Below are 20,196 nucleotides of genomic sequence, written 5' to 3' on the forward strand. Positions count from 1 at the left end.
GCCTGCGCGGTACCGGCCGCCGTGGGTGGATCATGCGGGCGACGGGCGGATCACACGTGGATTCTGCCGCAGCGCCGCGCCACGATGCAGGCCATGCACCCCGCCCCGTCGCCGCCTACCGGCCGGTCTTCAGATCGGTCCACAGCCGGGTGTACTGCTTGTCCACCTCCGGCGGGATGATGGCGAAGGTGAACAGCTTGGCCTCCACCTCCGGCGGCGGATAGATCGTCGGGTCGGAGGTGATGGCCTTGTCCATCAGCGCCTTGGCCTCGGGCACCGCGTTGGGATAGCGGACGAAGTCCGAGTCGCTGGCCATCACCTTCGGGTCGAGCAGGTAGTTGATGTAGGCGTAGGCGTTGTCCACGTTCCTGGCGTCCTTGGGGATGGCCAGCATGTCGAACCACAGCGGCGCGCCTTCCTTGGGGATCGAATAGGCGATGTGCACGCCGTTGCCGGCCTCGGCCGCGCGCTCGCGCGCCTGGATCACATCGCCCGACCAGCCCACCACCAGGCAGGTATCGCCATTGGCCAGCGCATCGATGTAGGCGGAGGAATGGAACTGGCCGATGTAGGGGCGGATCGTCTTGAGCAGCGCGCCGGCCTTGTCGATGACCTGCGGATCGGTGCTGTTGGGGTCTTCGCCCAGGTAGTTGAGGGCGATCGGAATCAGCTCGGACGGGGTGTCCAGGAAGGTGACGCCGCAGTCCTTGAGTTTGGCCAGGTTCTCCGGCTTGAACACCAGATCCCAGCTGTTGGTGACCTCGGTATTGCCGAAGGCCGCCTTGACCTTGTCCACGTTGTAGCCGATGCCGGTGGTGCCCCACATGTAGGGCACGGCGTACTGGTTGCCGGGATCCTGCTTGGCGATCTTCTGCATCATCTGCGGGTCGAGGTTGGCCAGGTTGGGGATCCTGGCCTTGTCTAGCGGCTGGAACACGCCGGCCTGGATCTGCCGCCCCAGGAAGTTGAGCGTGGGCACCACCACGTCGTAGCCGCTGGAGCCGGCCAGCAGCTTGGCCTCCAGCACCTCGTTGCCGTCGAACACGTCGTAGGTCACCGCGATGCCGGTGGCCTTCTCGAAGTCGGCATTGGTGTCCGGGGCGATGTAGTCCGACCAGTTGTAGACGTTGACGTTCCTGGACTTGCCGCCGCCCGCCTCGCCCGACGCTGCCGCGCCGTCCCCGCCGCCGCAGGCGGTCAGGCCGGCCATCGCCATCATCACTCCGAACACCCGCAACTTCATCGCCACTCTCCACACGGATCCGCCGCCGCGGCGGTCGTTGCTCAGACTGTACCCGCCGCAGGCCGGGCGTGGACCGGGTCGATTAGCTGTCCTGACCGGCATCACGCCTCAGATCCCCAGCGCCGCGGCGGTGTCGTCCAGCGCCTTCCAGGCCTTGTCGAACAGTTCGTCCACCTGTGCGCGGTCGATCACCAGCGGCGGTGACAGCAGCATCGCGTCATAGGTGGCACGCAGGATGAGCCCGTGGCGCAGCGCGTTGTCGCGACACAGCGCCCCCACCTTGCCGCGTTCCTCGAACAGGGTGCGCCGGCCCTTGTGCGGGACCAGCTCCAGGGCGCCCATCAGGCCGACGATGCGCGCCTGGCCGACCAGCCGGTGCTCGCCCAGCTCCCCCCAGCGCTGGGCCAGGTAGGGCGCGATGCGATCGCGCGCGGTCTCGACGATCCGCCCCTCCTGCAGGAGGCGGATGTTCTCCAGCGCCACCGCCGCGCACACCGGATGGCCCGAGTACGTCGCCCCGTGCGCCAGCTCGCCGCCCTGCGCCTTCAGCACGCCGGCCACGCGCTCGCCGAACATCGCCGCGCCCAGCGGGATGTAGCCGGAGGTGATGCCCTTGGCGATGGTCATCACATCGGGCCGGAAGCCGAAGGTCTGCGCGCCGAACCATTCTCCGGTGCGGCCGAAGCCGGTGATCACCTCGTCGGCCACCAGCAGCACGTCGTACTGGCGGCAGATGCGTTCCACCTCCGGCCAGTAGGTGCGCGGCGGGATGTACACGCCGATCGCGCCCATCACCGGCTCGCCGATGAAGGCGGCCACGCGCTCTGGACCCAGCTCGAGGATCTTGTCCTCCACCCGGCGCGCGGCGAGCAGGCCATATTCGTCCTCGGACAACTCACCGCCATCGTGGAACCAGAACGGCGGATCGACATGGACGATGTCCGGGATCGGTAGGCCGCCCTGCCCGTGCATGCTCTTCATCCCGCCCAGGCTGGCGCCGGCCACGGTGGTGCCGTGGTAGCCGTTGTGACGGGCGATGAAGACGTTCTTGCGCGGCTGGTCCTGCACCGCCCAGTAGTGCCGCACCAGGCGCAGGATGGTGTCGTTGGCCTCGGAGCCGGAGTTGACGAAGAAGGCGTGATCCAGGTCGTACGGCGTCAGCTCGGCCAGCTTGGCGGCCAGGCGGATGGTCGGCTCGGTGGTGCACTGGAAGAAGCTGTTGTAGTAGGCCAGCTGCTCCATCTGCCGCGCGGCGGCCCGGCCCAGCTCGGCGCGGCCATAGCCGATGTTGACGCACCACAGCCCAGCGAAGGCGTCGAGCAGCTTGTGGCCTTCGGCATCCCAGACGTAGCAGCCCTCGCCGCGGGTCAGGATGCGCGTGCCCTTGGCGGCCAGCGCCGCGTTGTCGTTGAATGGATGCAGGTGGTGGGCGGCATCGAGGTCTTGCAGAGTGCGGGCTTGGTGGGCATCCATGGACTTGTGCTTCTCGCTTGTTACATAGTGGCAGTCGTACTTGCGTTGGTTTCTCTTAGGGGCTTGGAAAAGCCCATAAGGCCATCGTTCCCGCGACCTAGAAAAACCGTCATTCCCGCGAAAGCGGGAATCCATGGACCTTCGCGCGCAAAGCCCACGTCCATGGGGCCCCGCTTTCGCGGGGACGACGACGGAGAATGATCGGCCGCTTCCACAGCGCCACCGCGTGGCACGCGCCTAGACATTCAACAGCAGGAACTCCCGCTCCCACGAACTGATCACCCGGAAGAACGTCTCGTACTCCTTGCGCTTGACCGAGATGTAGGCGCGCACGAAGCGCTCGCCCAGCAGCGCCCGCAGCGGCGCGCAGCCTTCCAGTTCGTCCAGCGCCTCGCCCAGCGAGCGCGGCAGCTCGAAGCCGATGTCCTGCGCGCTGCTGGCCAGCGGCCTGGTCGGCTGCAGCTTCTCCTGCAGCCCCAGCAGGCCGCAGGCCAGGGTCGCCGCCATCGCCAGGTACGGATTGGCATCGGAACCGGCGAAGCGGCTCTCCACGCGCGTGTTCTCCAGCGTGTCCTTGGGCACGCGCAGGCCGCAGGTGCGGTTGTCGTAGCCCCACTGCACATTGATCGGCGCCACCTGGCCGATGGCCAGGCGCCGGTAGGAATTCACGTTGGGCGCGAAGAAGGCCATGGTCATCGGCGCGTACTTCTGCAGCCCGCCCATGTAGTGCAGGAAGGTCTTGCGCTCCTTGCCCACCTCCTTGCCGGCGAACACGTTCGCGCCGGTCCTGCGATCCAGCAGGCTCTGATGGATGTGCATGGCGCTGCCGGGCTCGTTCTCCATCGGCTTGGCCAGGAAGGTGGCGTAGATGCCGTGGCGCAGCGCGGCCTCGCGCATGGTGCGCTTGAACAGGAACACCTGATCGGCGCGGCTGAGCGCGTCGGCATGGGTGAAGTTGACCTCCAGCTGCGCCGCGCCGGATTCGTGGATCAACGTGTCCACGTCCAGCTCCATCGCATCGCAGTAGTCGTACATCAGGTCCAGGATCGGGTCGAACTCGTTGACCGCATCGATGGAGTACGACTGGCGCGCGGTCTCCGGCCGCCCCGAGCGCCCGGCCGGCGGCAGCAGCGGGAAGTCCGGGTCGGTGTTCTTCTGCACCAGGAAGAACTCCAGCTCCGGCGCCACCACCGGCTGCAGGCCGGCCTCCTCGTAGGCCTTGAGCACGCGCCGCAGCACGTTGCGCGGGGCCAGGTCGTGCGGCTCACCGTCCTTGGTCCAGCAGTCGTGGATCACCTGCGCGGTGGGATCGGCCGCCCACGGCACCATGCGCACGGTGCCCGGGTCCGGGCGCAGGAACATGTCCGAGTCCGAGGGACTGGTCAGCTCGTAATAGTCGTCCGGATAGTCGCCGGTGACCGTGGTGGCGAAGATGCCCTCGGGCAGACGCGTGCCGTAGTCGTGGCTGAACTTGTCGGCCGGGATGATCTTGCCGCGTGCGATGCCGGTGATGTCCGGCACCAGGCACTCGACCTCGGTGATGCGCCGCTCCTTGAGCCAGCGCCGCAGCGAATTATCGGCCGGCTCGGCGGGCGTGTCGGGTTGGGTCTTGCGGCGGCTCATGCGAAGGCGACCTCGTGGCGGCGGGCGGCGCGGGCACGGCAGGCCTGGCCGAAGGCGTGGAAGATGCCGGCGTAGAACGGCTGCTCTGTCACCCGCCACTCCGGATGCCATTGCACACCGAGCAGAAAACTCGCGCCTTCGTGGCGAAAGGCCTCGATCAGGCCGTCGGGCGCGGTCGCCTCGATCACCAGGCCCTTGGCCAGGCGGCGCACGCCCTGGCCATGCAGCGAATTGACCCACGGTGCGTCCTCGCCGAACGACGCCAGCAGCCCGCCCGGCGCCAGCGTCACCGGATGGGCCGGGCCGTACTGCACCTCCAGCGGCGCGCTCGTGTCCTCGCGATGGTCCATCAACCCAGGCACCGCGTGCACCTTCTGGTGCAGCGTGCCACCCAGGGCGACGTTGACCTCCTGGAAGCCGCGGCAGATCGCCAGGATCGGCACGCCGGCCGCCAGCGCCGCACGCACCAGCGGCAGCGTGGTGCCGTCGCGCGCCGCATCGTGCGGGTTGCTTTCCCAGCTCGGTTCGTCCGAATAGTGATGCGGCTCGATGTTGCTGACTGCGCCGGTCAGCAGCAGGCCATCGACCGTGTCCAGCAACGCCTGCACCGGCAAGGCCGGCGTCAGCGAAGGCCACAGCAGCGGCACGCAGCCGGCGCCCTCGACGAGCGCACGCAGGTACTTCTCGCCCACCATCAGAAAGGGATGCGATCCGATCGGTCTGCGGTCGGTCGGCACACCGACCAGCGGCGGTCTGGCCATGCAGGACGACTCCTCAGGGCGTTGAAGCAAGCTAGCGTGGCCGTTTTATTTTTACAACACGCACCGCGTGCGAGCCGCCAGTTGCTGTCCTGCAAGCCAGATTCATGAACTCGCGTCGTAACGGCGTTGAGTATTCTTGACAACAACGCGCCTGCTAGGCTGTCTCCAACGCCGCCAAGAGTCCGCCATGACCGCCCCGTCCGACGCCCGCGACGCCGCCACCCTGGCCGCCCTGCCGGACCTGGAGGCCATCGATCTGCTGCTGCCGGACATGAACGGTGTGCTGCGCGGCAAGCGCGTCACGCGCCAGGCGCTGGACAAGGTGTTCGCCGATGGCATCTGCCTGCCGATGTCGCTGATCGCCACCGACATCACCGGCAACACCGTCGAGGAAACCGGCCTGGGCTACGACATCGGCGACGAGGACCGCATCTGCCGGCCCGTGCCCGGCTCGCTGCGGCCGGTGCCATGGACGCCGCGCCCCACCGCACAGCTGCTGCTGGCGATGGAGGACGGCGCCGGCGGCCTGTTCGAGGCCAATCCGCGGCAGGTGCTGGCCCGGGTGCTGCAGCGCTTCGCCGACCTCGGCCTGACCCCGGTGGTGGCCATCGAGCTGGAGTTCTACCTGTTCGACCGCCTGCCCGATGCGCACGGCCGCCCACAGCCGGCGATCAACCCCAACACCGGCGCGCGCAACACCAGCACGCAGGTCTATTCGATCGAGGACCTGGACGACAACCGCGATTTCATCGATGCGGTCGCGGCCGTGTGCCGCGCACAGGACATCCCCGCCGACACCGCCGTGGCCGAATACGCGCCGGGCCAGTTCGAGATCAATCTCAAGCATCGCGCCGACGCGCTGCAGGCCTGCGACGACGCGGTGATGCTCAAGCGCGCGATCAAGGCCGTGGCACAGCAACAAAGCCTGCAAGCCAGCTTCATGGCCAAGCCGCTGGTCGACCAGGCCGGCAGCGGCCTGCACGTGCACGTTAGCCTGCTCGACGCGCAGGGCCGCAATGTCTTCGCCGGCACCGCGCAGGCGCCGGCCGCGCCGCTGCTGCACGCCATCGGCGGCCTGCAGGCCAGCGCGGCCGACACCATGCTGCTGTTCGCCCCGCACGCCAACAGCTACCGCCGCTACGTGCCCAACGCCTTCGTCCCGCTGGGCCGCAGCTGGGGCTACAACAACCGCACCGTGGCGATGCGCATCCCGCACAGCGACGCGGCCAACACGCGCATCGAGCACCGTATCGCCGGCGCCGACGCCAATGTCTACCTGGCCTGCGCCGCGGTGCTGGCCGGGATGCTGCATGGACTGGAACGCCGCCTCGATCCCGGCCCACCCATCGTCGGCAACGCCTACGCCCAGACCGAGCAGCACAGTCCGCACTGGCGCGGTTCGATCGAGGATTTCCTGGGCAGCGCCTTCATCGCCGAACATTTCGGCGAACGCTTCCGCCACATCTACGGCCAGCAGAAGCGCAAGGAGCAGCGCAGCTTCGACACCCAGGTCACCGACCTGGACTACGCCTGGTACCTGCGTGCGGTCTGAGCCCGGCACGCCCGGCGCCTACCCCGACAGCTGGTACGCGGCCAGCACCACGCCCCTGGCCGCCCAGCCCGCGCTCGAGGGGCGCATCGACTGCGATGTCTGCATCCTCGGCGCCGGCTACACCGGCCTGTCCGCGGCGCTGGAGCTGGCCGAGGCAGGTTATCGCGTGGTGTTGCTGGAGGCACAGCGGATCGGCTGGGGCGCGTCGGGCCGCAACGGCGGCCAGGCCATCGTCGGCTTCGGCTGCGGCGAGGAGAAGCTCGAGGCGCTGGTGGGCCTGGACGCCGCGCGGCGCATGTTCGATCTGTCCCGCGAAGGCCTGGCCTGGCTGCACGCACGGCTGGCCCGACACGGCATCCAGGCGCACTGGCGCCCCGGCCACGCCACCGTGCCGCTGAAAGCCCGCCAGCAGCGCGAAGTGCAGGCCATGGTCGAACGCTTCCACACCCACTACGCCCATCCGGTGCAGTGGTGGGACCGCGAACGCCTGCGCGCCACCCTGGCCAGCGAGCGCTACCTGGGCGCGCTTTACGATCCGATCAGCGGCCACCTGCATCCGCTGGCCTATGCGCTGGGCCTGGGACGCGCGGCGCTGGACGCCGGCGTACGCATCTTCGAGACCAGCGCGGTGACCCGCCTGCAGCGCGGCGCGCGGCCGGTGTTCGAGACCGCACGCGGGCAGGTGTACTGCGACTTCGGCGTGCTCGCCGGCAATGCGCTGCTGCACGGCATCGCGCCGGAACTCGAGGCGCGGATCATGCCGGTCGGCACCTACATCGCCGCCACCGCCCCGCTGGGCGAGGAACGCGCCCGCGCGCTGATCGGCAACGACATGGCCGTGGCCGACACGGCCTGGGCGCTGGACTACTACCGCCTCAGCCACGACCACCGCCTGTTGTTCGGCGGGCGCGCCAGCTACTCCGGGCGCCCCCCGCGCGATCTCGCGGCGATCATGCGCCGGCGCATCGCCGGGGTGTTTCCGCAACTGGGCCAAGTCGCACTGGACCACGTCTGGGGCGGGCTGGTGGACATCTCGCTCAACCGCGCCCCGCACTGGGGGCGACTGCAGCCCAATCTGTACTTTGCGCAGGGCTTCTCAGGCCACGGCGTGGTCGCCACCGGCCTGGCCGGCAAGCTGATCGCCGAGGCTATCGCCGGACAGTCCGCCCGCCTGGACCTGTTCGCCAGGATCCGGCACGCGCCCTTCCCTGGCGGACAGGCGCTGCGCACGCCGCTGCTGGTGGCGGCGATGAGCTGGTACAAGCTGCGCGACGCGCTGTGGTGACCACCCGACATTGACTGCGATCAATGCCGCCGCGATCGGCCGGTGCCAGCCTGCGGGCATGGGGCCTCACGGCCCGCAACCGCACGGAACACGCGATGGCACTTCTGATCTGGCAGGACGATCTGGACACCGGCATCGGGGTGATCGACCAGCAGCATCGGCGCATCGTCGAGATGATCAACACCTTGCATCAGACCCAGCAGCAGGGCCAGCGGCTGGCGGTGGGCGACGTGATCGCCGAACTGGTGGACTACACCCTCTCGCACTTCGCCTTCGAGGAGGAGCTGATGGAGGAAGCCGGCTATCCCTTCTGCGCCGCGCACAAGCGGGTGCACGAGGTGTTCACCCGCCGCGTCAGCGAGTACCGCCTGCGCTTCGAGGCCGGCGAAGACGTCACCGAGGAACTCAAGCAGATGCTGGCGCGCTGGCTGTTCAACCACATCCGCAGCGACGACAAGGCCTATTCGGACAGCGTGCGCCGGCACCTGGATCAGTTCAGCCGCCACCACCAGCAGGGCGGCTGGCTGGCGCGCACGATGGCGCGCCTGTTCCGCTAAAGGCCTACAGCGTGACGCTGGCGTGGCGGCGCACCGCCAGCAGGGCCAGGATCGTGATCAGCGCCGCCCCGCTGAGGTAGAAGCCCACCGGCTGCACGCCGTACTTGCCGGCCAGCCAGGTCGCCACGTACGGCGCCGGCGCGGCGCCCAGCACGCTGGCCAGGTTGAAGGACAGCGACGAGCCGGTGTAGCGCACCTCGGTCGGATACACCTCCGACAGCAGCGTGCCGACCGGGCCATAGGTCCAGCCCATCACGAACAGGCCCAGGCACAGGAACACCAGCACGAAGGCCGGATGCCCGGCGGTGAACAACGTCGGGAACACCAGCCCGAACAGCAAGATGCCCACGCTGGCCACCATCATCGCGTGGCGCGCCGAGGTGCGGTCGCCGAACTTGGCCGAGATCGGGATGCCGGCGGCGAAGAACAGCATGCCCACCATCTGCATCAGCAGGAACTCCTGCTTGGAGTACCCCAGCGTCACGGTGCCGTAGCCCAGCGCGAACACCGTCATCAGATAGAACAGCACGAAGGTCGCCAGCGCCCCCAGCGTGCCCAGCACCAGCGGCCCCAGATGCTGGGAGAACACCGCGCGGAACGGCACGCGCAGACGCTCGTTACGCTCGATCGCCTGCTGGAAGGCCGGCGTCTCGCGGATCGACAAACGCACCCACAGGCCGATCAGCACCAGCAGCGCCGAGGCCAGGAACGGGACGCGCCAGCCCCAGGCCAGGAACTGCTCCGGCGACAGCAGCGCGCCCATGATCAGGAAGGTCGAGGCCGACAGCAGAAAGCCCAGCGGCGCGCCCAGCTGCGGGAACATCCCATACCAGCCGCGCTTGCCCGGCGGCGCGTTCTCGGTGGCCAGCAGCACCGCCCCACCCCACTCACCGCCCAGGCCGATGCCCTGGCCGAAGCGGCACAGCGTCAGCAGCACCGGCGCCAGCAGGCCGACGCTGTGATAGCTGGGCAGCAGGCCGATCACCACCGTGGAGATGCCCATGGTCAGCAGCGCCGCCACCAGCGTGGCCTTGCGGCCGATGCGGTCGCCGAAATGGCCGAACAGCGCCGAGCCGAACGGCCGCGCCACGAACGCCACCGCGAACGTCGCCAGCGACGCCAGCTGCGCGGCCACCGGGTCGCCCTGCGGAAAGAACAGCTTGGGGAACACCAGCACCGCGGCGGTGGCGTAGATGTAGAAATCGAAGAATTCGATCGTGGTGCCCATCAGGCTGGCCAGCAGGACGCGGGCCGGAGAGTTGACGGGCGGGGCGGCGGTGGTCGAGGACATCTTCAGGTCGCGTTCCGGAACAAAAGCCGGCGGATTCTGTCATGTTTGACCCCGCGTGGTGACGACGGTTGCCCGCGAGACGATTCCAGCAACGCAAAGGACACCGCTCGCGGCATGGGCTCGGCGGTGCTGCGGCAGCGCAGCACGCCCCGAACGGCATGCCATTAGGCGGCCGCGAACAGTCGCTCAGCGCGCCGCGTCCAGCCGCTGCGGGTGGGTATAGAGCGCGTAGCCGTCCTCGCGGGCGAAGCCCAGCAGGGTCAGGCCGGTGCGCTGGGCCAGCGCGAGGGCCAGGGCGGTCGGGGCGGAGATGGCGGCCAGGAAGGCGATGCCGGCGCTGGCGGCCTTCATCGCCATTTCGTAGCTGGCCCGGCTGGTGACGACCAGGAAACCGGCCTGGGGATCGAGCCCGGCGCGGTGCATGGCGCCGATCAGCTTGTCCAGCGCGTTGTGCCGGCCCACGTCTTCGCGCACCAAGGCGATCTCGCCGTCGGCCAGCGCCCAGCCGGCGGCATGGGTGGCGCCGGTGCGGGCGCCCAGCGGTTGGGCGGCGCGCAGCGCGAGCAAAGCGCGCTGCAGCGCTGCGGGCGTCACGACGATCCCGGGGCCGACCGGTGCGGGATCGCGCAGGGCCGCCTCCAGCAGTTCGCTGCCGCACACGCCGCAGCCGCTGCGCCCGCTCATGCTGCGGCGGCGTCGCTGCAGCGCCTGCTCGCGTTGCGGCGGGATGCGCATGCGCACCTCCACGCCCTCGAGCAGGTGTTCGATCGACTCGACATGCGCATCCTCGATCGCCTCGACGATGCCCTCGCTGAGCGCGAAGCCCTGGGCGAAATCGACCAGGTCGCACGGCGTTGCCATCATCACCGCGAACGGCGCGTCGTTGTAGACGAAGGCCACCGGCACTTCCTCGGCAATCTCGTCCGCGCGTGCCTCGGCGACTTCGCCGCGCACGCGCACCATCTCGCGCCGCACGCTGCCGGCGTCCTCGGTCGAAGCCGGCCGCGTCGGATCGCTCAAGGCCGCAGGCCTGCGATCCGGCGCGTGGCTGCACGAGCTGTGCGCGGCGCCGGCGACATCGGCGTCAGCCCAGCAGGCCAGCTTCGCGCAACGCCGCCTCGACCTTGGCCTGGTTGGCCGGTTCGAGTTCGGTCATCGGCAGGCGCAGCGTGCCGCCGCAGTGGCCCAGGCGCGACACCGCCCACTTGACCGGGATCGGGTTGGCCTCGACGAACAGCTGCTTGTGCAGCGGCAGCAGGCGTCGCTGGATCGCCATTGCGGTGGCGACATCACCGGCCAGCGCCGCCGCGCACAGCTCGCGCATCAGCCGCGGGGCGACATTGGCGGTGACGCTGACGTTGCCGTGGCCGCCGCACAGCATCAGCGCCACGGCCGTGGCGTCGTCGCCGGAGTAAATGGAAAAGCCTTCCGGCGCCTCGCGGATCAGCCACTGCGCGCGCTCGATATTGCCGGTGGCCTCCTTGATGCCGACGATGCCCGGCAGCTGCGCCAGGCGCAGCACGGTGTCGTGCGCCAGGTCGGCCGCGGTCCGGCCGGGCACGTTGTACAGCACGATCGGCAGATCGCCGGTGGCCTCGGCGATGGCGGCGAAGTGGCGGTACTGCCCTTCCTGACCGGGCTTGTTGTAGTAAGGCACCACCTGCAGCTGGCTGTCGGCGCCGACCTCGCGCGCGAACCTGGCCAGCGCGATCGCCTCGGCGGTGGAATTGGCGCCGCAGCCGGCCATCACCGGCACGCGGCCGGCGGCCTGTTCGACCGCCACGCGGATGATCTCGCAGTGCTCCTCCACGTCGACCGTGGGCGACTCGCCGGTGGTGCCGACCACGCCGATGCAATCGGTGCCTTCGGCCACGTGCCAGTCCACCAGTTTGCGCAGGGCGGCGTAGTCGACGCTGCCGTCCTGGCGCATCGGGGTGACGAGCGCGACGATGCTGCCGCGCAGGGGGGCGTGGGAAGTGGTCATGAAGGCAGGGCTTGCGGAATGGAATGGAGGGAGCCGTCGATTCTAAGCGTCACGGCGCGGCCGCGGGGCGCGCCGCAAGCGGTGTCGCCTGCAACCATCGCGCTCGGAGTCCGTTGGTTTACGTGTCGATCTTCATCGCCTTCGCGCGTCGCAGCCGTATAAGGACGCGGCAGTCCCGCCGCGTCGATCACTGTCAGGAGGAAACACCCCATGATTCCGAAGAACACCCTGTGCCTCTGGTACGACGGCACCGCGCTGGAAGCCGCGCAGTTCTACGCGCAGACCTTTCCCGACAGCCAGGTCGGCGCCGTGCGGCGCGCGCCGTCCGACTTCCCCTCCGGCAAGGCCGGCGACGTGCTGGTCGTGGAGTTCACCGTGTGCGGCGTGCCGTGCATCGGGCTCAACGGCGGGCCGGCGTTCAAGCACAGCGAGGCGTTCTCGTTTCAGATCGCCACCGATGACCAGGCCGAGACCGACCGCCTGTGGGACGCCATCGTCGGCAACGGCGGGCAGGAGAGCGCCTGCGGCTGGTGCAGGGACAAGTGGGGCCTGTCCTGGCAGATCACTCCGCGCACGCTGACCGAAGGCATGGCCGATCCGGATCCCGCGGTGGCCAGGCGCGTGTTCGAGGCGATGATGACGATGGGCAAGATCGATGTGGCCGCGATCGATGCGGCGCGGCGGGGCTGAGCCCAGGGAGACTTTCCGGCGTCTGATCCGGCTGCCGCTTCGCGCCACAAGGAGAAGCGGCTGTCTGGACGCCGCGTGATGCCTTGCACGCTCCGCAGCCCATCGCTCGCAGGGCTGCGACGCCGGCATCGCTCTCAGAACGTCGGCGGCGTGTTCGCGCTGACGATCACGGCCTCGCTCTCGCCCAGGTTGCGGAAGCGATGCGGCACGCGGCTTTCGAAGTAATAGCCTTCTCCCGCGCGCAGCACGCGCACCTGCTCGCCGACGGTGACCTCCACCTCGCCGGCCACGACCACCCCGCCCTCTTCGCCAGCGTGGACCAGCAGGGTCGGGCCGGTGTCGGTGCCCGGCGGCATCACCTCGCGCAGGATGCACATCTGCCGTCGCGCCACGCGTTGTCCGACCAGGAAATAATGCACGCCGTTGCTGCCCACATCGGGCGTGTCGGCCACCGTGTAGAACGGGCTGTCCGGCGGTCCCGGCTGCAGGTCGAGGGTGAAGAAATCGGCCAGCGAGATCGGGATGCCGTCCAGCACCTTCTTCAACGAGCCGACCGAGGGGCTGACCTTGTTCTGCTCGATCAGCGAGATCGTGCTGTTGGTCACGCCCCACGCGCTTGGCCAGCTCGCGCTGGCTGAGCTGCTTGGCGGTGCGCACCTGCTGCAACCGCGCTCCGATGTCCATGGTGGCTCCCTGGCTGCCGATCTGTTGCGGATTCTTGACACGCAAGGCCGCATTGAGCCGTTTCGGCTGCAAGTTGTAAAGTTTCTTCAACGCGCTAGGCTAGCGCCGATCCCTTTCCCGTCCCCTGCGAGGCCCGCATGAGCGCCGATTCCCTCTCCCCGCGCGATGGCTACGCGGCCCACTACGCCGAACTGGGCGCGCACATGCCCGACTCGCTGGACGCGTTCTGGATGCCGTTCACCGCCAACCGCGCGTTCAAGGCCAAGCCGCGCCTGCTGGCCAGCGCCAAGGACATGCACTACATCGACGTCGACGGCCGGCAGATCCTGGACGCCTGCGCCGGGCTGTGGTGCGTCAACGCCGGGCATGCGCGGCCGCGCATCGTCGATGCCGTGCGCCAGCAGATCGGCACACTCGACTTCGCGCCCAACTTCTCGATGTCCTCGCCGCTGCCGTTCGTGCTGGCCGAGCGCCTGGCCGCGCTGACGCCGGGCGACCTCAACCACGTGTTCTTCACCAACTCGGGCTCCGAGTCGGTGGACACGGCGCTGAAGATCGCCCTGGCCTACCAGCGCGCGCGCGGCGAAGGCCAGCGCACGCGCCTGATCGGCCGCGAGAAGGCCTACCACGGCGTCGGCTTCGGCGGCATCTCGGTGGGCGGGCTGCCGAACAATCGCAAGTGGTTCGGCCCCGGTCTGCCCGGCGTGGACCATCTGCGCCACACGCTGGATATCGCGCGCAACGGCTTCTCCCAGGGTCTGCCGCCGCATGGCCTGGAGTGGGCCGAGGAGCTGGAGCGCGTGATCGCGCTGCACGATCCATCCACCATCGCCGCGGTGATCATCGAACCGATCTCCGGCAGCGCCGGCGTGATCCTGCCGCCGGAGGGCTATCTCAAGCGCATCCGCGAGATCTGCACGCGGCACGGCATCGTGCTGATCTTCGACGAGGTGATCACCGGCTTCGGCCGCGTCGGCAAGGCCTTCGCCTCGCAGCGCTTCGGCGTCACGCCGGACATCATCACCGCGGCCAAGGGCATCACCAACGGCTGCGTGCCGATGGGCGCGGTGTTCGTGTCCGAGGACATCTTCGAGGCCTTCGACCAGGGACCGGACAGCGCCATCGACCTGTTCCACGGCTACACCTATTCGGGCCATCCGCTGGCCTGCGCCGCCGCGCTTGCCACGCTGGACACCTATGCAGAGGAGCACCTGTTCGAGAAGGCGATCGAACTGGGCGACTACTGGCAGCAGGGCCTGCATTCGCTCAAGGGCTTGCCCAATGTGATCGATCTGCGCAACTTCGGATTGATCGGTGCGATCGAGTTCGCACCGCGCGAGGGCGCGCCGGGCGCGCGCGGCTTCGAGGTGTTCCGCCGCGCCTTCGAGGACGGCCAGATGCTGACCCGCGTGACGGGCGATGTGATCGCGCTGTCCCCACCGCTGATCGTGGAGAAGTCGCACATCGACCGGATCTTCAACGTGCTGGCCGATGTGATCAGGGCGACGGGCTGAGGCGGGAGATCGCGCGCGGGGCGACGGTCTGCTTCTCGCAGTGCCCCGCTAACGTCCATGGATCCCCGCGTTCGCGGGGATGACGAGGAGTGGCTTCGCCCCTCCCCTTGCGCAGCAGGGGGAGGCCGGGAGGAGGTTGGATAAGGTCGCGGGAAACGCTGGCTCAGGCGTCCAAAGCACACGCCGTATCAAACCTCGTTCCCGAACGTCCAGGGCCGCAGACGTCACAAGACGCCGGCTCTACCGACCCTTGTCGCCATCACGGAAAGCGCAGCACCGCGGTCAGCGGCAGATCCGCCTGCCAGCGCCCGCGCCCGCCCAGCGCCTGCAGCTCGATCAGCACCGCCGCGCCCAGCACATCGCAGCCCTGCTGCCGCGCCAGCGACAGCGCCGCATGCAGCGTGCCGCCCGAGGCCAGCACGTCGTCGACGATCAGCACGCGCGTGCCCGGCGGCAGCGCGTCACGGTGCATCTGCAGGGTGTCCTTGCCGTATTCCAGGCCGTACTCGACGCTGAGCACCGAAGCGGGCAGCTTGCCCGGCTTGCGCACCGGCACGAACCCGCACTTGAGCGCACGCGCCAGCGCTGCGCCGAGGATGAACCCGCGCGATTCGATGCCCAGCACCGCCTGCACGCCGGCCTCGCGCCAGGGATCGGCCAGCGCGGCCGTGGCCGCCGCGAACCCAGCCGCATCGGCCAGCACCGGCGTGATGTCCTTGAACAGCACGCCAGGCTTGGGGAAATCGGGCACATCGCGGATCAGCGCGGCCCATTCGGTTTGCACGGACATCGACACGCTCGTGGTCCTGGATAAAGCGCGATGCTACTGCACCGCGCCGCACGCTGCCGTGCTCAGGAGCTGCACGACAGCATCGAACACCCCGCCCGATCGCGCGCCCAGTCCGGTCGCTTGCGGGCGAAGGCCTCGCGCCCCGGCTGATCCTCGTAGGGACGGCGCAGCACCTCCAGCAGCGTGTGGATGCCGCCCAGGTCGCCGTCGTGCGCGCGGTCGATCGCCTCCTGCGCCAGTTAGTTGCGCAGCACGTAGCGGGGATTGACCGCGCGCATGCGCGCACGCCGCGCGGCCTCGTCGCCGTCCTGCGCGCAACGCGCGGCATAGCGCGTCAGCCAGTCGGTGAACGTAGCCGCGTGCAGCTCGAACTTCGCGGCGTCGTAGAACGTCTCGCGCAGCGCCTCCAGCGCCTGCGGGCCGGGAGCGTGCTCGCCCAGCTCTCGGAAGAACAGCGTCATGTCCACCTCGGCCGCATGGAGCAGCGCGCGCAGGTCGGCCATCAGCGCGGCATCGGCCGGCGTGTAGTGCGCCAGGCCCAGCTTGGCTGCGGTATCGCGGCGCTCGCAGGCGGCGAACGCATCCGCATATGCCTGCAGCCCGGCCTGCAGCGGCGCCGGATCGGCGAACAGCGGGGACAGCGCGCCGGCCAGCCGGCTCAGGTTCCAGAACGCCACCTGCGGCTGCCAGCCGTAGCGATAGCGTCGGCCCTGACGGTCGGTGGTATTGGGCGTCCAGTCCGGATCGAAGTCGTCGATCCAGCCGTACGGACCGTAGTCGATGGTCAGGCCCAGGATCGACAGGTTGTCGGTGTTCATCACCCCGTGGACGAAGCCCACCCGCATCCAGTGCGCCATCAGCTCGGCCGTGCGCGTGCACACCTGCGCAAACCAGGCCGCATCGCGCGCCTCGCCGGCCGGGCCGTCGAGCTCGGGAAAGTCGCGCGCGATGGTGAAGTCCACCAGCCGGCGCAGCAGCGCCACATCGCCGCGCGCCGCCGGCAGCTCGAAATGCCCGAAGCGCAGGAACGAGGGCGCCACCCGGCACACGATCGCCCCTGGCTCCGGCGCGGCGTGACCGTCGTAGAACATGTCGCGGATCACCGCATCGCCCGTGCCAATCAGGCACAGCGCGCGCGTGGTCGGCACGCCCAGATGCGCCATGGCTTCGCTGCACAGGAACTCGCGGATCGACGAGCGCAGCACCGCACGGCCATCGGCGAAGCGCGAATACGGCGTCGGCCCGGCGCCCTTGAGCTGCAGTTCCTGGCGGCGCCCGTCCACCGCGATGGCCTCGCCCAGCGAGATCGCCCGCCCATCGCCCAGCTGCCCCGCCCAATGGCCGAACTGATGCCCGCCATAGTTGGTGGCGAACGGCGCCATGCCCGGCGCCAGCGCGTTGCCGCCGAACACCTGCGCAAAGCGCGGCTCTGCGATGTCCTCGGCCTGCAGGCCCAGCAGCGCGGCGACCTCCGGCGACCAGGCCAGCACGCGCGGCGCCGCCACCGGCGTCGGCGCGACCGAAGACCACAGCGCCCCTTCGACCTGACGCGCCTGCGGCCCCACGACCGGATCGCCCGGCAGCTCGGCGATGAATCGGTTGTCGAAGTTCAACTGCATGGAGCCCGCCTCGGATTTGCGCCGTGTGGCTCCTGATATGGCGCCAGCGCTGGCATAAAAAAGGTTTCGCGGAGTGCCGGGACGGTGACCACACCCGGCCCACCTGCCTGGACTCGACCAAGCGCAGCTCCTTGGCGCATCAGCCCACCTGCCTCATTCTGGACGCGAAAGGGTTGCGCGCGCCGCGTGCTTCGCTGGGAGCCGCTCGTGCTCTGGTGGGAGCAATCGTGTCCTCAGCTCTTGCAGCAGCCTGCCTGTAGGGCAGAGCTTGTGGCTATTCCCTCTTGGAGACTCCGCCGCGCCTCGTTCGGTTCGTGGGGAAGGCCCCAGCGGAGCAAGCTCCGCTCTACAGGTGGGAGCCGCCCTTGTGGCCTTTTCGGCCAATGGCGGCGATGGGGCCTTCCCGGTAAAGCCCCATCGCGACACAGCCATTGCTGGTAGAGCCTCATCGCCGCCATGGCGGCTCCCACGGTATGGAGTTGGTGTTCCGTAAGAAGTGACGGCACCTGCGCGTGCCCGCTGGCCATCCTGGCCTGCTCTCCGCAGCGCCCGAAGCGGGCGAGGCCACGAGGCGCCGCCGTCAGCATCCCCTCGGCGGGGAAAAAGCCAAAAAAAAACGCCGGGACAAGCCCGGCGCTCTTCATGCGTGTTGACGCGGTGGGGGCTGGATTACAGCGCCTGCACCTGGTCGGCCTGCATGCCCTTCTGACCCTGCACGGCCACGAAGGTGACCTGCTGGCCTTCCTTCAGCGACTTGAAGCCGTTGCCCTGGATCGCGCGGAAATGCACGAACAGGTCCGGGCCGCTCTGCGGGGTGATGAAGCCGAAGCCCTTGGCATCGTTGAACCACTTGACGGTGCCGGTCTGACGATCGCTCATTTTTACTACTCCTGAAAACATGATAGGTAATCGCGGCGCCGGGATTCCGGGCCGAGACTGGGTTTGCAGGCGTAGGAAAAACGCAAACGATGTAGCCGATCTGTCGATCTACCGCATCAGGCTCACGAACCACGGTGACCCTGGCAAGCACAGTGGGCCGCACGATACGCAGGTTGCGGTGAAAAAGCCAACACAATCGCCGGCCGATCCAGGAAATTCGCGGACCAGGCCCCGACATTTCCAAACCCGATCGTTCAACAAGCCACGAAATCCCTTTCAAAACAAACAGCTAGCCGGTAGCATACGCCGTCCGGCAGGTGCCCCAAGTCACCGCCGGTGGCGCCAGCGGATGCTGCGCTGCAGCAGTGCAGCCGGCGTTCGCGCCGGCTCCAGGCCTGGGATGGCCCTGTCCTGCGCGGGATCCTCCCTGCCCCCTCCTTCCCGTGACCGCCCGCGCCGCATGCCTGCGCGGGGGGCGCGTTTGTTCTCACTTCCTTGTCTTGAGCCATGGCCCTTTCCGCCACGATCCGCAAGGTCGAGCTGCAGATCAGCGACCTCGACCGTAACCACTACGCCAGCCACAGCCTGACCCTGGCCCAGCACCCCTCGGAGACCGACGAGCGCCTGGTGGCGCGCGTGCTGGCCTTCGTCCTGTATGCCGACGAACGCCTGGCCTTCGGCCGCGGCCTGAGCAACGAGGACGAACCCGACCTGTGGCGCCGCGACTACAGCGGCCAGATCGAACAGTGGATCGAACTGGGCCAGCCCGACGAGAGCCGCCTGCGCAAGGCCGCCGGCCGCGCGCGCGAGGTGGTGGTGGTGGGCTACGCCGGGCACGCCGGCGATGTGTGGTGGCACAAGCACGCCGCCTCGCTGCGCCGCATGAAGCAGCTGACCGTGATCGACCTGCCGCAGGACGCGATCCGGGAACTGGCGGCCAGGCTCGTGCGCACCCTGCGCCTGGACGTGCTGATCCAGGACGGCGAAGTCCAGCTGATGGGCGACGATCTGCAGCTGGTGGTGGTCCCCATCGTCCGCCACGCGCCGCAGGACTGAAGGTGCCGGCCGGCTTCACCCACGATGTCCTGATCATCGGCGGCGGCGCGGCCGGGCTGATGTGCGCGGCCACCGCCGGCGCGCGCGGGCGCTCGGTGCTGGTGATCGAGCACGCCAACCGCGTGGGCAAGAAGATCCTGATGTCCGGCGGCGGGCGCTGCAACTTCACCAACACCGGCACCTCGCCGGCCAACTATCTGTCGGACAACCCGCACTTCTGCCGTTCGGCGCTGGCGCGCTACACGCCGCGCGACTTCATCGCGCTGGTCGAGAAGCACCGCATCGCCTATCACGAGAAGGAGCTTGGCCAGCTGTTCTGCGACGACGCGTCCAAGCAGATCGTGGCCATGCTGGTCGCCGAATGCGAAGCGGCCGGCGTGCGCATCGCCACCGGCTGCGCTGTTGAGCGCGTGGTCGCGCGCGAGGACGGTGGCTATGCGGTGCACACCGCGCAGGGCGTGTTCGTCGCGCCTTCGCTGGTGGTGGCCAGCGGCGGGCTGTCGATTCCTTCCATGGGCGCCAGCGGCTTCGGCTATGCGCTGGCGCGGCAGTTCGGCCACACGGTGCTGCCCACGCGCGCCGGGCTGGTGCCGCTGACCCTGAGCGGCCGCCCGCAGGAGCAGCTGGCCGACCTGGCCGGCGTGTCGCTGCCGGTGCGCGCGGCGGCCGGCAAGATCGTCTTCGACAACGCCATGCTGATCACCCATCGCGGCATCAGCGGCCCGGCGATCCTGCAGATCTCCTCGTACTGGCAGCCCGGCGAGCCGCTGCACCTGGACCTGCTGCCGGGGCAGGACGCGCTCGCCGTGCTGCAGGCGCAGCGGGCCGCGCGCCCCGCCGCCGAGCTGAAGACGGTGCTGGGCGATCTGTTGCCACGCCGCTTCGCCCAGCGCCTGTGCGAACACTGGCTGCCCAACCGGCCGATGAAGCAGTTCAACGACCCGCAGCTGCGCCAGGCCGCCGAGCTGCTGCGCGCCTGGCCGCTGGTGGCCAGCGGCACCGAGGGCTATCGCACCGCCGAGGTCACGCTGGGCGGCGTGGACACGCGCGAGGTGTCGCAGGCCACGTTCGAATCCAAGCAAGCGCCCGGCCTGCACTTCATCGGCGAGGTGCTGGACGTCACCGGCTGGCTGGGCGGCTACAACTTCCAGTGGGCCTGGGCCAGCGGCCATGCCGCAGGCGAGGCGGTGTAGCG

The 20,196-nt window shown here is 69.1% G+C and carries 16 protein-coding genes and 2 pseudogenes; 7 read left to right on the forward strand and 11 right to left on the reverse strand.

Going from position 1 to position 20,196, the window contains the following annotated elements:
• Positions 1 to 115 precede the first annotated feature (115 nt).
• The 4 genes from QE438_RS07085 to QE438_RS07100 all read right to left on the reverse strand — a co-directional run bounded on the left by QE438_RS07085 (position 116) and on the right by QE438_RS07100 (position 5,100).
• A complete protein-coding gene (locus QE438_RS07085; protein WP_306991498.1) occupies positions 116 to 1,243 on the reverse strand; it encodes a polyamine ABC transporter substrate-binding protein in 1,128 nt (375 codons plus the stop codon).
• A gap of 108 nt (positions 1,244 to 1,351) precedes the next feature.
• The gene (locus QE438_RS07090) at positions 1,352 to 2,716 is read right to left on the reverse strand and encodes an aspartate aminotransferase family protein (protein WP_306991497.1); all 1,365 of its coding nucleotides are present in this window, start codon (positions 2,714 to 2,716) and stop codon (positions 1,352 to 1,354) included.
• A 237-nt stretch (positions 2,717 to 2,953) separates the two neighbouring features.
• On the reverse strand, positions 2,954 to 4,339 hold the full coding sequence (locus QE438_RS07095; protein WP_307183981.1) for a glutamine synthetase family protein: 1,386 nt from the start codon (positions 4,337 to 4,339) through the stop codon (positions 2,954 to 2,956).
• The gene (locus QE438_RS07100) at positions 4,336 to 5,100 is read right to left on the reverse strand and encodes a gamma-glutamyl-gamma-aminobutyrate hydrolase family protein (protein ID WP_306991496.1); all 765 of its coding nucleotides are present in this window, start codon (positions 5,098 to 5,100) and stop codon (positions 4,336 to 4,338) included. Before QE438_RS07100 ends, QE438_RS07095 begins: the two co-directional genes overlap by 4 nt.
• A 187-nt stretch (positions 5,101 to 5,287) precedes the next feature.
• Here QE438_RS07100 and QE438_RS07105 point away from each other — a divergent pair, with 187 nt between their 5' ends.
• From QE438_RS07105 to QE438_RS07115, 3 genes are all read left to right on the forward strand, one after another.
• Positions 5,288 to 6,652, forward strand: a complete 1,365-nt coding sequence (locus QE438_RS07105; protein ID WP_306991494.1) for a glutamine synthetase family protein — start codon at positions 5,288 to 5,290, stop codon at positions 6,650 to 6,652.
• A complete protein-coding gene (locus tag QE438_RS07110; protein WP_307183980.1) occupies positions 6,642 to 7,937 on the forward strand; it encodes an FAD-binding oxidoreductase in 1,296 nt (431 codons plus the stop codon). Before QE438_RS07105 ends, QE438_RS07110 begins: the two co-directional genes overlap by 11 nt.
• Positions 7,938 to 8,032: 95 nt before the next feature.
• Entirely contained in the window at positions 8,033 to 8,494 is a 462-nt protein-coding gene (locus QE438_RS07115) for a bacteriohemerythrin (RefSeq protein WP_130533341.1), read from the forward strand.
• A gap of 4 nt (positions 8,495 to 8,498) precedes the next feature.
• Here the strand turns inward: QE438_RS07115 and QE438_RS07120 are convergent, their stop codons facing one another.
• The 3 genes from QE438_RS07120 to dapA all read right to left on the reverse strand — a co-directional run bounded on the left by QE438_RS07120 (position 8,499) and on the right by dapA (position 11,769).
• Positions 8,499 to 9,785, reverse strand: a complete 1,287-nt coding sequence (locus QE438_RS07120) for an MFS transporter (protein ID WP_130517742.1) — start codon at positions 9,783 to 9,785, stop codon at positions 8,499 to 8,501.
• 186 nt (positions 9,786 to 9,971) lie between these two features.
• A complete protein-coding gene (fdhD, locus tag QE438_RS07125; RefSeq protein ID WP_306996093.1) occupies positions 9,972 to 10,748 on the reverse strand; it encodes a formate dehydrogenase accessory sulfurtransferase FdhD in 777 nt (258 codons plus the stop codon).
• A gap of 121 nt (positions 10,749 to 10,869) precedes the next feature.
• Positions 10,870 to 11,769 carry a 4-hydroxy-tetrahydrodipicolinate synthase gene (gene dapA, locus QE438_RS07130; protein ID WP_306991492.1) on the reverse strand — a complete coding sequence of 300 codons (900 nt, stop codon included), beginning with the start codon at positions 11,767 to 11,769 and terminating at the stop codon, positions 10,870 to 10,872.
• A 210-nt stretch (positions 11,770 to 11,979) separates the two neighbouring features.
• Here dapA and QE438_RS07135 point away from each other — a divergent pair, with 210 nt between their 5' ends.
• A complete protein-coding gene (locus tag QE438_RS07135) occupies positions 11,980 to 12,459 on the forward strand; it encodes a VOC family protein (protein ID WP_130517738.1) in 480 nt (159 codons plus the stop codon).
• A gap of 134 nt (positions 12,460 to 12,593) precedes the next feature.
• On the opposite strand, the pseudogene QE438_RS07140 reads toward QE438_RS07135, so the two are convergent.
• A pseudogene (locus QE438_RS07140) lies at positions 12,594 to 13,143 on the reverse strand (cupin domain-containing protein).
• Positions 13,144 to 13,346: 203 nt separating this feature from the next.
• On the opposite strand from QE438_RS07140, the gene QE438_RS07145 reads away from it, so the two are divergent.
• Positions 13,347 to 14,657: an aspartate aminotransferase family protein gene (locus QE438_RS07145; protein ID WP_306996091.1), complete on the forward strand. Its 1,311-nt coding sequence runs from the start codon at positions 13,347 to 13,349 to the stop codon at positions 14,655 to 14,657.
• A 259-nt stretch (positions 14,658 to 14,916) separates the two neighbouring features.
• Here QE438_RS07145 and QE438_RS07150 read toward each other — a convergent pair whose 3' ends face one another.
• The 3 genes and pseudogenes from QE438_RS07150 to QE438_RS07160 all read right to left on the reverse strand — a co-directional run bounded on the left by QE438_RS07150 (position 14,917) and on the right by QE438_RS07160 (position 17,945).
• Positions 14,917 to 15,447 carry an adenine phosphoribosyltransferase gene (locus tag QE438_RS07150; protein ID WP_130517732.1) on the reverse strand — a complete coding sequence of 177 codons (531 nt, stop codon included), beginning with the start codon at positions 15,445 to 15,447 and terminating at the stop codon, positions 14,917 to 14,919.
• Positions 15,448 to 15,509: 62 nt separating this feature from the next.
• Positions 15,510 to 17,066: pseudogene (locus QE438_RS07155) on the reverse strand (YdiU family protein).
• 669 nt (positions 17,067 to 17,735) lie between these two features.
• A complete protein-coding gene (locus QE438_RS07160; protein WP_130517728.1) occupies positions 17,736 to 17,945 on the reverse strand; it encodes a cold-shock protein in 210 nt (69 codons plus the stop codon).
• A gap of 507 nt (positions 17,946 to 18,452) precedes the next feature.
• On the opposite strand from QE438_RS07160, the gene QE438_RS07165 reads away from it, so the two are divergent.
• Together QE438_RS07165 and QE438_RS07170 are read left to right on the forward strand one after the other, a co-directional pair.
• Complete coding sequence (locus QE438_RS07165; protein ID WP_130522839.1) at positions 18,453 to 19,001, forward strand: YaeQ family protein; 549 nt, start codon at positions 18,453 to 18,455, stop codon at positions 18,999 to 19,001.
• Between the two features lie 2 nt (positions 19,002 to 19,003).
• Positions 19,004 to 20,194, forward strand: coding sequence for an NAD(P)/FAD-dependent oxidoreductase (locus QE438_RS07170; protein ID WP_306991486.1), 1,191 nt, complete (start codon positions 19,004 to 19,006; stop codon positions 20,192 to 20,194).
• The last annotated feature ends 2 nt before the right edge of the window (positions 20,195 to 20,196 follow it).

Origin of the sequence: Pseudoxanthomonas sp. SORGH_AS_0997 (assembly GCF_031453535.1) — a bacterium.
Lineage (GTDB): Bacteria > Pseudomonadota > Gammaproteobacteria > Xanthomonadales > Xanthomonadaceae > Pseudoxanthomonas_A > Pseudoxanthomonas_A winnipegensis.